This window comes from Aneurinibacillus uraniidurans (assembly GCF_028471905.1).
GTDB classification, from domain to species: Bacteria; Bacillota; Bacilli; order Aneurinibacillales; family Aneurinibacillaceae; genus Aneurinibacillus; species Aneurinibacillus uraniidurans.
On the sequence record NZ_CP116902.1, the window covers coordinates 1,441,711 to 1,455,716 of the forward strand.

Annotated in this window: 11 protein-coding genes; 8 read left to right on the forward strand and 3 right to left on the reverse strand. The window is 41.2% G+C overall.

The annotated features are described in order from the left end of the window. Positions 1–58: 58 nt before the first annotated feature. A complete protein-coding gene (locus PO771_RS07280; protein ID WP_272562599.1) occupies positions 59–1,168 on the forward strand; it encodes a sensor histidine kinase in 1,110 nt (369 codons plus the stop codon). A 24-nt stretch (positions 1,169–1,192) separates the two neighbouring features. On the opposite strand, the gene PO771_RS07285 is transcribed toward PO771_RS07280, so the two are convergent. Then, the gene (locus tag PO771_RS07285; RefSeq protein ID WP_272562600.1) at positions 1,193–2,164 is read right to left on the reverse strand and encodes a carbon-nitrogen hydrolase family protein; all 972 of its coding nucleotides are present in this window, start codon (positions 2,162–2,164) and stop codon (positions 1,193–1,195) included. Between the two features lie 207 nt (positions 2,165–2,371). On the opposite strand from PO771_RS07285, the gene PO771_RS07290 reads away from it, so the two are divergent. Next, entirely contained in the window at positions 2,372–5,059 is a 2,688-nt protein-coding gene (locus tag PO771_RS07290) for a YhgE/Pip domain-containing protein (RefSeq protein ID WP_272562601.1), read from the forward strand. A 77-nt stretch (positions 5,060–5,136) separates the two neighbouring features. Here PO771_RS07290 and PO771_RS07295 read toward each other — a convergent pair whose 3' ends face one another. Next, positions 5,137–6,306, reverse strand: coding sequence for an SAM-dependent methyltransferase (locus tag PO771_RS07295; protein ID WP_272562602.1), 1,170 nt, complete (start codon positions 6,304–6,306; stop codon positions 5,137–5,139). A 247-nt stretch (positions 6,307–6,553) separates the two neighbouring features. Then, on the reverse strand, positions 6,554–7,201 hold the full coding sequence (gene trhA, locus PO771_RS07300; protein WP_272562603.1) for a PAQR family membrane homeostasis protein TrhA: 648 nt from the start codon (positions 7,199–7,201) through the stop codon (positions 6,554–6,556). A 570-nt stretch (positions 7,202–7,771) separates the two neighbouring features. Here trhA and PO771_RS07305 point away from each other — a divergent pair. The 6 genes from PO771_RS07305 (at position 7,772) to PO771_RS07330 (ending at position 13,739) form a co-directional block, all read left to right on the forward strand. Further along, entirely contained in the window at positions 7,772–8,473 is a 702-nt protein-coding gene (locus PO771_RS07305) for a copper amine oxidase N-terminal domain-containing protein (protein ID WP_272562604.1), read from the forward strand. 140 nt (positions 8,474–8,613) lie between these two features. Next, positions 8,614–9,015, forward strand: coding sequence for a hypothetical protein (locus PO771_RS07310; protein ID WP_272562605.1), 402 nt, complete (start codon positions 8,614–8,616; stop codon positions 9,013–9,015). Between the two features lie 63 nt (positions 9,016–9,078). Next, positions 9,079–9,252, forward strand: a complete 174-nt coding sequence (locus tag PO771_RS07315) for a hypothetical protein (RefSeq protein WP_272562606.1) — start codon at positions 9,079–9,081, stop codon at positions 9,250–9,252. A 156-nt stretch (positions 9,253–9,408) separates the two neighbouring features. Then, complete coding sequence (glmS, locus tag PO771_RS07320) at positions 9,409–11,250, forward strand: glutamine--fructose-6-phosphate transaminase (isomerizing) (protein WP_272562607.1); 1,842 nt, start codon at positions 9,409–9,411, stop codon at positions 11,248–11,250. Positions 11,251–11,886: 636 nt separating this feature from the next. Next, positions 11,887–12,162 carry a hypothetical protein gene (locus PO771_RS07325; protein WP_272562608.1) on the forward strand — a complete coding sequence of 92 codons (276 nt, stop codon included), beginning with the start codon at positions 11,887–11,889 and terminating at the stop codon, positions 12,160–12,162. A 380-nt stretch (positions 12,163–12,542) separates the two neighbouring features. Then, positions 12,543–13,739 (forward strand): glycosyltransferase family protein, encoded by a 1,197-nt coding sequence (locus PO771_RS07330; RefSeq protein WP_272562609.1) that lies wholly within the window; start codon positions 12,543–12,545, stop codon positions 13,737–13,739. The last annotated feature ends 267 nt before the right edge of the window (positions 13,740–14,006 follow it).

The following is a 14,006-nucleotide window of genomic DNA, read 5'->3' on the forward strand; positions in this document are numbered from 1 at the left end:
TACATTATATGAGTGCAAAGAGTCGTTACTCCCTTTGATTATGAAGAAGATTCCGATCATGATACAAGAGCATATCCAGGATATGATGATAGAGATTAAAAACTTCCATGAAGTGATTGAAGATATTGAGGCATATAGAACCTCCTTATATTCAGTATGTACGAAAGTGGTTGGAACCTTATTTAAGGAAAATGATGAATACGTAACAGCATTACAAGAAATTGAACAAACTGGTTATGAAATAGGCGTTTATTTTGGAGAAGTACGAGAGATAAGCCGAGAAACACTGATTCAGATCACACATAATATCCGGGTGCGTTCTTTTGATTATGTCTGTCATGTGTTGAATTATCATCTAGCAGACCCGAAGGAGCGTAGTTTTCTGATCGCCAGATTTAATGAAATTTTAAATATAAGATTCACCAGCTGTGTAAATGGTTTTTTGTTTGCCAAGGATAAAGTTATCCATCATCTGCATGATCAGAAATTAGCAGTTATGGGACAAATGGCAGCAGGAATGGCTCATGAAATTAGGAATCCGTTGTGTAGTATTAAAGGGTTTCAACAATTAATGAAGCAATTGCTGGTGAATAAGAAGGATAGCCGAAGTGATTTTCTAAATTATATTGATATTTGCATAGATGAAATTAATAAGGTAGAGAGTCTTGTATCTGACTTTCTTATTTTAGCGCGTAAAGGAGAGGGTCAAAAAAATAAATGGGAAACGGTGAATTTGAATGATGTTATTCAAAAAGTACATGATTTATCTACATATTTTGCAGTAGAGAAGAATGGTACCGTTCATTTATGTATGTCACCGACTCCTTTATTTATTAAAGGGGTATCTTCTCATATTGAGCAGATCGTGCTTAATATCGTAAAAAACGGAATCTCCGCATTAAAATCAGACGGACTGTTATTTATTACGCTGTATCCGTCAATCGATAATAAAGAGGCGGTATTAACGTTTATCGACAATGGAATCGGGATTCCAGAGGGTGAATTACATAAAATTTTTGATCCGTTCTTTACAACAAAAGAGGATGGAACCGGACTAGGTTTATGTATATGTAAAGGGCTAGTAGAAGAGATGAAAGGAAGCATTATGATACAGTCAAAAGAAAAAGAAGGAACCACGGTTGAGATTCGCTTGCCGCTAGTTACCTAAACATATGGTTATAAAACCCGAAATTCACTGAATTCCGGGTTTTTTCGTATGAATTGATCGAACGCTTTCTCTTTTCTCTTCGTTTACAACTAGTTGAAAAATATCTGGTCGTGCATAATGTCCCACAACGTCAAAATCAAAGCGGCTATACGGGATGAGACGTAAATCTAGATCAGCTAGTAAAATATCTTCATGTCCAAATACAGGCTCTACGATATATTCACCAAGCGGACCGATGATAGCGCTTCCCCCACGGGACATTTCCTCCGGAGACGATATAAGTTCGTCGTAGCAAGCAAGGTCTTGTGGGTACATAGCTTTTGTGAAAAATTGATTGCAAGACAGTACAAAGCAGCGGCCTTCGACAGCAATATGACGAATCGTGGATTGCCACGTATCCCGCGCATCAGCTGTCGGAGCAATGTATATGTCTACACCTTTTGCATACATGGCCGTCCGAGCGAGAGGCATGTAGTTTTCCCAACAAATAAGACCGCCTATTTTTCCAAAGGGAGTTTGAATAACAGGAAGGGTACTCCCATCCCCTTCTCCCCAGATTAATCGCTCAGAACCTGTCGGCTTTAACTTGCGGTGTTTGCCAACAATCTTTCCGTCTGGTCCAAAATATACCATCGTACAATAGACGGTACCCGCACTGGACTCTTGATCTCTTTCAATGATTCCGATAACAACATACACATTAGCTTTGCGTGCGGCTTCTCCTAAAATATCGGTAGTCTCTCCAGGAATCGGGACTGAGTTTTCCCAGTAGCGAAGCCAATCTTTTCGTCCCGATTCAGAACGGGTTCCGATCTTTGTGCCAAACGATAGTCCGCGTGGATATCCAGGAATGAATGCTTCTGGGAATACGACCAGATTGGCCCCTTTTTCAGCTGCCTCATAAATGAGAGTAACTGCCTTTTGGGTTGTGGCTTCTCGATCCATCATAACGGATGCGGCTTGAATAACAGCTACGCGTACGGTATCTTGGTTCATCTTTGTGATGGCCTCCTACAGTAAAGATCTTATTTCGTTTAGATAACAATAATCAATAAGTATGCAATGGTATATCTATTATGAATAGTGAAATAATTATTTTTTCTCAACTAGCATATAAAAATATAGCAACACCATCTTGTTTTGGAGATACTATGTAATAGTAGCTCAACGTAGTTAACTTGCAGAAAATTAGGTGAATCATCCGTGAAAAAAATTCTTCATATATACATAACAGACTGGCGCAATATTTTTCGTGTGCCGATTGCGCTTTTGCTTATCATTGGTTTGATGATCCTTCCATCTCTGTACGCCTGGTTCAACTTAAAAGCGTCCTGGGACCCGTATGGCGATACATCCGGGATTAAGATTGCCGTCACGAACGAAGATGTCGGTACCGTTATACATAAAGGAAACATCAATAAAAGCATCAATGTCGGCAGCGAAATCGTAGAAAACCTTAAAAAGAATCATAAGCTTGGCTGGACGTTCGTTACACGCGACGAAGCAGAGCGGGGCGTTACACACGGGGATTACTATGCCAGCTTGCTAATTCCAAAAGACTTTTCCGCTAAGATCGCGACCATTCTCGAAGAAAAGCAGCAGAAACCGGAGATTGAGTACAGCGTTAATGAAAAAATTAACGCGATTGCACCGAAAATTACCACGACCGGTGCCTCAAGTGTGGTGGCGCAAGTTAGTGAAAACTTCATCAAGACGACCAGCGAAGCGATTTTGACGTTATTTAATGAAGCGGGAATTAAGCTGGAGCGGGAACTGCCAACAATTCGTCATATTGAAAGTCGGATCTTTGAGCTCGAACGAAGTCTGCCGGAGATTGAGGCAGCCGGAAACAAAGCGCTGGAGCTGGAGAAAAAGCTGCCAGAAATCCGGGAGAAAAGTCAAAAAGTCGTCGAGCTAGAAAAGAAAATTCCAGAAATCCATCAGGCAGCGAACCAGATTCTTGTGCTGGAAGAGAAACTTCCAAAAATTAAGGAAGTCGGTCAGGAAATCGTGTTCATTCAGCAGAAGCTGCCTGATATTCAGCGGGTAGCGGATCGGATTGTTGACATTGATCACAATTTTGGTCAGGTAGAAAAGGGGCTTGCGACGGCGATTGAAGATACGGGGAAAGCCGCGGCTATTATTAGTAGTGCGCAGCAGGCATTGCCGAAGCTAGCGCAGATTGCGCACGATGGGGGAGCATTTGCGAGCGGACTTCATGATTTTCTCACGCAAAATCATAGGGCGTTCGAGGCCGCAGTTCCGATTATCAAGCAGAATCTTATCTTGTTACAGCAAACAGCTGACGCCGTGACGCAGCTAACAGATGTGTTACAAACGGCGAACATTGATCCGAAGCCAACGCTTGCTGCGCTGTCTTTCTTGCAGGAGCGTTTGCAAAATGGCGCGGCTATCATTGGCAGAACGATCGAGCTAGTAGCGACGCTGAATAAATATGCGCCGAATGCGGTACTTGAAAAAATGATCGATCAGCTCACGAAGGTAAAAAATAATTTTGAGCAGCAGAGTCGTACGCTGCATGCGATTCAGACTGCGATCGAGCAGGGAGAGAAGCCAGCCAAGCAGCTAGTGGACAATTTGAACAAGTTATCAAAAGACGCAAGTTATACGTTAGGTGAGATTTTATCCCGTTATGATTCCGAGATTGTCCCGGCTGTTACGAAGGCGCTGGATCAGTTGACGTCTACGGCGCAGAACGCATCAGATGTACTACAAGCAGCGCAGGAGCGCCTTCCTGATATAAAAACGATTCTTGATGATGCCGCAGCCGGGGTAGCATTTGGTCAACAGGAGCTAGCACGCTTGCAGCAGAACATGCCCGAGATTCGCCAGAAGGTTCATGAAGCAGCCCAAAACATTCAGGCCAAAATGGGGGATCTAACCCAAGGTGTTAATGAAGCGGCTCGTTTTTTCCAAAATGACTTGCCGCGCTTAGAGCCGAAAGTTCATCAGGCAGCGGGGTTTGTGCGAAACGACTTGCCACGTGTCGAGCAAGATGTGCATAAAGTAGCGAACCTTATTCAGACGAAGCTTCCGAAAGTGGAAACGGCGGTGCATAAGGTAGCCAATCTTGTCCGGAATGATCTGCCTGAGTTCGAAGATTCGGTGAAGAACGCAGCCGATAAAATTCGCGCGTTTAAGCAGTCACAAAACATCGGGGACATTATCGCGTTATTGAAAAACGACATTAATACGGAAAGTGATTTTCTCGCGAAACCTGTATTGTTGAAGGAACACAAAAAGTTCCCGATCCCGAATTATGGATCAGCAATGACACCCTTCTATACCGTGCTTTCATTATGGGTGGGTGCGATTCTTTTAGTATCATTGCTGCGCTTAGATGTGGAAGATCCAGAGGGACTCTATAAAAGCCGGGATATTTATTTTGGCAGGCTGCTGACATTTTTGACGATTGGCGTATTTCAGGCGCTTATTGTATCGATTGGCGATATGCTTGTGTTAGGGGCGTATGTAGCAAATCCGATTTCCTTTGTGCTATTTGGGGTGTTCAGTAGTGTAGTGTTTATGACGATTGTCTACACATTTGTATCCGTGTTTGGCAACATTGGCAAAGCACTTGCCATTATTATGCTCGTCCTTCAGTTATCTGGTTCCGGTGGGACATTTCCGATTGAAGTGACACCGCCATTTTTCCAGGCGATTCATCCACTGCTGCCGTTTACGTATGCAATTAGTCTGCTGCGGGAAGCGGTTGGGGGAATCGTATCTGATATTGTATGGAAAGATATCGGTTATATGCTGCTCTTCTTGGCTGGAGCATTCGTACTTGGCCTTGTATTGAAGGAACCGCTGAGCAAGTCGACGCAGCGAGTAGCAGAAAGGACGAAAGAAAGTAAGATCATTCATTAAACTCACTGTAGGCAAAATAAGAGCCGGAAACCTCTGATAAGGTTTTCGGCTCTTATTTATGGAGAATGTCTATAACGTTAGGTACTCGTTGTATACAAATGATTTCGTGTAAGAGGCAGGCTATTATTGATGCCTTTGGAGAATAAAATCTGATGCAGGTCGAGACCACCCAGACGGAAAAAGGCAGCGCTCGAACGCAAATACAGACGCCACATTCGGATAAAGCGTTCATCATACATGGCGCGGACCTTATCTTCATTTGCATCGAACCGCTTCGCCCACTCATCCAGTGTCATCGCATAATGAATGCGTAAGTTTTCGATATCAAGCGCATGGAAATCATAGTCGGGCAGCAGTTGAATGATTTCGCGGAAGGAAGGAATGTAGCCGCCTGGAAAAATGTGCTTGGCAATCCACGGGTCAGTCGGGTCTTCCTTTAGGTGTGTAATCGTATGAAGCAGCATTAATCCGCCGTCTTTTAGCATGCTTTGAACGGTTTTCATAAAGGTCGGATATTGATTTTGACCGACGTGCTCGAACATACCCACGCTGGAAATTTTGTCAAACACACGCTTTGTGTTTGGCAAGTTTTGATAGTTCATCAATTCAACGTCTACCTGTCCGGTCAGGCCGAGTTCCGCAATGCGTTCTTTTGTTTTCTTACATTGTTCTTCACTGAGTGTGATACCGAGTGCTTTAACCCCGTACTGTTGGGCGGCGCGAATGATGAGCCACCCCCAGCCGCTTCCGATATCGAGCAGTGTTTCGCCTTCTTTGAGCTGAAGCTTTCGTAAAATGTGATCGATTTTTTGAAGCTGTGCTTGCTCCAGCGAGTCTTCTGGTGTGTGGAAGTATGCGCAGGAATAGCTCATTGTTTGATCGAGCCAGAGAGAGTAGAAGTCATTGCCGACATCGTAATGATGCTGTACGTTTTCTTGTTGTTTGCGCAGGCTGATTTTTGGCAGGCGGGAGAGTACCTCTGACCAGATCAGGCTGTGATTGGATGTGGCTGCTCGAATGACTTCTTCAATGTTACCTTCCATATCAATATCGCCATTCATATATGCCTCACCGAATGCAAGAGAAGGCTGCTTTATAAAAGATGTGAAGGGTAGTTCTTTATGAAACGTAAGCGTAAAACGAGGGGTTCCGTCGCCATACTGCTCAGTGCTGCCGTCCCAAAAATGGATGTGGAAGGGAACGGGATTGAGTTTAGCAAAAAACTGCTGAAATAAATACTTTTGCATCTTTCGTCGTCCTTTCTCATTTTGCTGTGAGTTTAAAGTATACAAATCCGAATGGTAAACACGGAATATTGTATTCCTCTATTTGCACACGGTCAACAAAAAGAGCACATTCTGTATATTGTATAGTATTTATTTGTTATCCTAATTTGATGGGTTTTTATACATTTATTTTATAAATAGGCAAGTTGACTCGCATAAAAAAAGAAGGGGCTGTCCCACATCAAGGAGACAGTCCCTTCTGTTGCTGCTAGGCAAGCGGCAGCACATACCAAAAGACAGAGAAGAAATGAAGCAGTGATCCGGCAAGTACGAACAAATGCCAAACTGCATGATGGAACGGAAAGCCGCGCCATACATAAAACACGCATCCGACCGTATACAGGATACCGCCCCAGACGAGCAGCGAAAGCCCGCCACCTGAAAGTACAGACGTGAGCGGCTCCCATGCCAGGACAATGAGCCAGCCCATCAAAATGTACAGTAATGTGGACAGAAACAAAAATCTCTTCACGAAAAACATTTTAAAGACAATACCGCATACCGCCATGCCCCATACGATGCCGAACAGCGTCCAGCCGAGTGTGCCTTTGACGATGACAAACAAGAACGGTGTGTACGAGCCTGCGATGAAGAGGTAGATAGAAGAATGATCCAATACTTCGAGTATGTCTTTGACTTTACCTTCTGGAAAGCTGTGCAGTAAGGTAGAGGACAAATACAGCACCAGCATGCTAACTCCGTAGATGGTAAAGCTGACAACATGCCACATAGTTCCCTTGTCTACGGAGTAGCGGATCAGAAACACAAGTGCAATAATGCTCAACAAAACCCCAATCCCATGTGTAATCGCATTAGCGATCTCTTCTTTTTTCGTGTACGTGTGAGTGGTAGCCATATCAGTTCCTTTTCATCATGAATTTTACGAGCTGTCTTTCTTATTATATACCTCTCACAGCTAACGAGCATGTACGATTTCATCGGAGCATTAGAACAATTTTGCTTACATCATTCCTACTATAAAGAAAAAGAAGCAGGGACAGGGTGGTTGTCCATGCTTCAAAGTAAGGAGATGAATAGTAAATATCCAAGATAGTTTAAGTACACACCCTATATACAAGCAAAATAGATGCCAATGTTATCGAAATTAAAAAAACGTTATTTTTCGGGCAATTGTATAAAAAATAGAGGATAAACCGCCACAAATTCAGTGAAATAAAATTCTGTTTTGCATTATTTCGATGCAAAACAGAATGAAGGAGCTTGTGGATGAAAAAGCCCCCCTGATTAATCAGGGGGGCAAGAGGGGGAGTAGTACTGTCGTTCACTTATATATACGTTTGATGTCTAAATAGGTTTCAAAAATATTTCTATCAAGATAAAAAACGCCCCCCACACCCTGAAAGTTTGCTGCGAAAAATATAGTATCCACGTGGTAATACTTACATTAGGAGGAATAAAAAACAACATGAAAACATCAATGGTAAGCACAATGGTAGCAGCTTCACTCGTACTTGGTGGAACGTCCGTATTCGCAGATAAACCGGTACAAAAATCAGAAGCACAAGATCAGGCAAAGAAGGAAACAAAAGAGGAGCTTAAGGGACTGTACAATGCACTTAGACATGTACATAATCCGTCCGCTCGCGAAGCTATTTTACGGAATATTGCAAAACATGAGGCGTCAGTACAAACATCACCTACACCGTCCGTACCGGCTACAACAACAGGTGACACGGTAACGATAGGAGGCAATCCCGTCACAACAGGTGATACAGTAACGATACAACCACCTGCACCGGCCACTCCGCCAATCAACATTACCATTAAAATCAATGGAAATGTAGTTGTATTTGACCAGCAGCCGATGGTCGTGGATGGCCGTACACTCGTACCGCTCCGCGCGATTTTTGATCAGCTTGGTGTACGCACAGAGTGGGATGAGAAAACAAAAATGGTAAAGGCGTCGAAAGGCAAAAAGAAAATGTCTATGCAAATCGGTTCTCATCAGGCGATGGTGGATGGCAAAGTCATCAAACTGGACCAGCAGGCACGCATCGTAAATGGCCGCACGCTTGTACCACTTCGTTTTGTTAGTGAATCAATTGGTGCACAGGTGAACTGGGACGGTAAGACAGGTACAGTCGATATTAAAGGAAATAAACAATAAACCAACATCGTTCAAAAAGACCGCTTCATCATGAGAAGCGGTCTTTTTTAGTGAAGAAAATCATTTTTTCTGTTATAAATGTGTTAAACGGGCAATGATGGGGAAAAGAAGATTGTATTACACACAAAAGGATGATACATGTGAATACAGAGCACATTGGCGTTAACCAAAGTACAAGTTCGATTGCTGAGGTGAATAATGGTTTGTTGGATCATGTTATTTACGAGAAACTATCTGTTGTTAAGCGGTTAAACAGCGAGGATCGCGAAGAAAAGCTGGAAATTATTTCGGATCAAGGTATAAAAGAAATAACCGACATTACGTATGGGCACCGAACCCGGGCGAAATGTCTGACAGTCGAAGATGAGGGCGGACAATCTGTTCAGCACTGGTTTCCCCAAGTAGAAGTGAATGGTTATTTTGTTTTCATTAAAGATAAAGAGTCTGCGGGTGGAGTAGTTGAATGCACAAGCCGCTATCTGGCATTGAAATATGCACGCCGTTACCTGGCTAAGAAACATAAGCGTGTAGAGATAAAATAACTTCGTGAAGGCACGGGTATACTAATACTGGATGCATAACATAATTGGGTGGAGGGATGCACGATGTCAAAACGCGTGAAAACAAATATCAACCTAGACCATAAGCGCCAGCAGTTTACAACGGCTACACCGGGCAAAAACGACAGTGAGTTTGCAAGTGCTACAGATACACAGGCGGTGCGTATGGACAAAATGCAGCCAGGCGGCGAATCAAAAAGTAAATACCCGCGCAACTAGAAGTATCAAGCAGGCGCCTCGGATCTACAAGTCCGGAGCGCCTGTTTGTGTGCATAACGTGACAAAATGTAATGTTATATAACATACATATGGAGGTTGTCCATACATTTCGTTATAATAAAGGAAGGATATAGTCAAAGGAGAGAGGTGAGGCGGATGAGTGGTATCGTTGGGTTTATTGGAAAACGAAATGCACTACCGATTCTGCTCGATTGTCTGGATACACTCGATTATCGGGGATATGATTCAGCTGGAATTGCTATTTCTGATGAAAGTGTTATACATATACGTAAAACCGTAGGACGTATCGATGATTTACGTGCGGTTGTGAACCGTGATCCGGTCACAACGGGTATCTTGGGTATTGGACATACACGCTGGGCAACGCACGGGATTCCATCGGAGGCGAATTCCCATCCGTTACTTGGATGTGATGATCGATTTATTGTCGTACATAACGGGATTATTGAGAATTATCCGCAGCTAAAGCGTAATTTGCAGAAGCAGGGTCATACGTTTGCAACGGAAACAGATACCGAAGTCATTCCGCACTTGCTCGAAGAATATGACACGGGTGACTTTGAGAAAACGGTACAAGTAGTATTGCCCATGCTTGCGGGATCATTCGCACTGGCCATTATGTCAAAGGCGCAGCCTGACACAATTATTGCTGTGTCGCAAAACAATCCGCTCGTCCTCGGTCGGGACAAAGCGGATCTGTACTTTGCGTCCGATATTCCGGCGATGCTCCCGTTTACTCGCCAGTTTTATCCGATTCAAAATGGGGAGTATGCGGTGCTCACGCAAGGACATGTTACGATTAAAAAGTTTGCGGATGGATCGGAAGTATGTCCGATTTGGCGGCTGGCAGATGAATCACTTGAAGATGTGCTGCTAAATGGGTATGAACACTATATGCGCAAAGAAATTTTTGATCAGCCAAAGGCGCTGCGGGACACGCTGGCAGGTCGCCTGACAGAAGACGGTGTTGAGCTTGCTGAACTTGCTGCTGCATGGGACGCAGGTTTGTTTGCCCGTGTTCGCAAGATTGATATTGTCGCAAGCGGCACATCCTATCATGCAGGGTTGATCGGAAAAAAGGCACTCGAACAGCTTCTTCATTTTCCGGTGGCCGCTGCGTATTCGTCTGAATTCGTGCATGAACATGCTAACCTGGATGAGACGAATCTTGTTATTTTATTGAGTCAATCAGGCGAGACAGCTGATACACTATCCGCTTTGCGGGAAGCCCAAAAATACGGGTGTCCGACGATTGCGATTACGAATACAGCGGGCAGTACGATTGCGCGGAAAGCGGACTGCACCTTGCTGACGAAAGCGGGCCCGGAGCTAGCGGTTGCATCGACAAAAGCGTACACCACACAAATTGCAGCGATGCTGTTGCTCGCGGTCTGGACCGCGCAGCGCATGAGCAGTCTCCAGCCAACACAGGTAGCTGATTTATTAGCTGCTCTTCGTCAGTTGCCGACAGATGTAGAATCTACGCTTATTATGATTGACGAGGCGATTGATCAGTTCGCACAGATGACGTATGATCAGGAAAGTTTGTTCTTGATCGGACGCGGGCTGGATTATGTGCTGGCGCTGGAAGGAGCGCTTAAGCTGCAGGAAATCGCGTACATTCATGCGGATGCGTACGCAGCGGGTGAGATGAAGCACGGAACGATGGCACTTATTACGCCAGGGATGCCGGTTATCGCGCTGGCCACTCAGATGGGATCTGTGTTTGATAAGACGGTCAGCAATATTAAGGAAGTGAAAGCACGGGATGCGTTCGTGGTCGGGATTACGACGGTGAGTGATGATGTGTTGGCGGATGAAGTGGATGAGGTTATGTATATTCCGGAGACACACCCGTTCTTGATGCCGGTGCTAGCGGCGATTCCGCTGCAGTTGCTGGCTTATTATGCGGGAACGGTGCGCGGGCATGATGTGGATAGACCGAGGAATTTGGCGAAGAGTTTGACGGTGGAATAGGTGTTTGAAGGTTTTACAAATGTTTGTCAAAAGAAAATAAAGTCGTGTACTGAAAAATAAAGTTGTATACCAGGAGTGTATTTCACACAGTATTTATTCGTTAGAGCATTCTGAGTGTACGGCTTTATTTTCTAACATGATACTGAATATTTGACTATTCTCTTATCACAAAAAGGAGCAGAGTATACAGATTTATTTTCTTTGAACAATGTTGTGTAGATTTACAATAAAGTCGTGAAAAATAAAGTCATGAAGCATGGGTAAAAGAAGGTGTAAGAGCTTAATTTTATCCATGCTTTTTCTTTTATTTAAAAAGTTACAAATACCTTCCCGTGTTTCGTCTTGTTACATTGTATAAGTCAAAATCATCAAGATTGCAATTTTCTAAAGTTCTCTCTACATGATAATTTAATTGAATTCACTCCATCTTCTTCAAACTAGGGATGAAGTCCCCATAACACTTTAAAAATGTGCCATTATTTTCATATTACAATTAGGCTCATTTCTAAAAGAAAGTAATGATTAGTGGTTATCCTCTGCCAATACGCATAACAGGGTCTTGGTCATGAAAAGCAATACAGATAGAAACCTTACTGTCCACTTTTTTACAAGCATTAGCAAAATATATAACGAGTTATGTGGGGGATAGAAGATAATCAAGATATTGCTGAACACCATTCGTTTAAAGAATTTTTAAATGTGAAATGGGGTCCATTTTTGTTCAATATGCATGATGGTCATTTTAGTCGAACTTTAACAATACATGAAGCAATATTAACTGTTACAACAGATACAAACAATTTAAGGAATTATGGTGCTGGGGTATTTGCCTTAGCAACTTCTGGTTTGGCTTCTTTAGTATTTGAGGACAGAGTTTTAATAGCTTTCTATCAACTAGCCGCTTTACTTTAATTAGGGCAGAATAAATCAACTTATTTGAATTGTGTAAAAAAATTACATTTATGCGAACATCCATATTTATTGGAAATTTCCTTATGGAATTATGCTAAAATTTTCATGCTTGTGAACTTTTAATAGAGTTTTTAGACTGAATAATAATTGAAAATGAATAGATCTACCTAGAGGTAGTTTTAAAAAGACACTAGTAATAGATTGGATATATAATAAAATAGGAAAATAAGGAGATATATATAAGAAATGTAAAATGGGGGATGTTAGTGAAAGTAAAAGTGGTTTTTTTGAATGATAGACATGTTAATTATTAATTAAAGAGGGAATACTATGAAGTTTTATAAGGGTTAAAATAGTAAGAATAATATTAGGAGGTAGTAATGAGAGTATTAGTTTTTACGGCAACAAAAGGGTTTCAGTATGAAGTAGTACATGTTTTTGCACAAGAAATAGTTGATGGATTTAAAGAATTAGGATGGGAAACAGAGTTAATAGGGGTTAATCAGCCGAAAGAAATATTAATTAAAGAGACAATTAACGCTATTCATAGAGGTATAGATTTCGTACTGCATTTTAATGGTTATTTATGTAATAATATAAATGGAACGAATATAGTATATGAGTGTCTAAAAGCTTGTAATATACCAGTAGGTGTTATTTTAGTAGATCACCCATTTTATCATATTAATAGAATTCGTGCATTTGATAAAAGTAAGACATTTATATGTATGTATGATGAAGGTTTTTTGTATTCATTTGAAAAGTATATAGACAATTTGATGCCAATTGCACAACTTATGCACGGTGGGAGTTATGCAGAAAATGTAGACCCTGAAAAAATATATGATGTAGTAATTGCAGGTACAATAAATAAACCTACAGATTTTCTTGAACAAATAGATATGGAAGAGGGCATTTTAAAAGATACATTAGTAACGATTTATAAAAGAGCAAAGAATAATTATACAGTACCAGTTTATGATTATTTTGAAGAAGAGTTAAAAAAAATAGGTGTAAGCTGTAATATGATTAAGGAAGATGCAAATATTAATAGCTTTTTAACAAAAATGTATTTATTAATAGATAAAAATTTAAGACAAAGTTTTCGATATAATGTACTTAAAGCCCTTTTAGAAGCGGGAATAGATGTACAGCTATATGGTAACTGCAATGTTAAAGAATTGGAAGTATATGATAATTTACATATACATGGAGCTATAGACTATAAAGAACTTCTTGAAGAAATGGCTAAAAGCAAGATTGTAGTACAAGATTTACCTGCATTCTTAAACGGTTCCCATGAAAGAGTTTTAAGTGCTATGCTAAATAAAGCTTTAGTATTAAGTAACATTAATAATTATTGTAATGGCGAAATTCAAGATAGAGATAGTATTGTATACTATGATGTAAATAATTTAGATGACCTTGTACAACAAGTAGAATTTTATTTGAAAAATGATATAGAAAGACAAAAAATAGTTAATAGAGCATACGAGATTGTAAATGGAAAACATACCTGGAAAAATAGAGCAGAGGAACTAATAGGTATTTATGAGAGTTTTAAAAATATAAACTGATGTATACAGGAATGGCTTTTGTAGAACATCCTTTAGGATTAAATCCCAAAGGATGTTCTTTTTTGAAAGGAACATAGAAGCTAATATTTAAAAAGACATAATTAAAATGTGTGGCTTTCAGTAGACTTTAAAAGTAATTTAAAAAATTGAAAAAACAAATTGTTCTTCTTTCTACAGATATAAGAGCTTTATTTATCTTTTAGTTAATTTCTTTATTGAGATATCTGAAAATCGTTGAAGTTGTAGGGTTCAAGCATATTCTAGGCT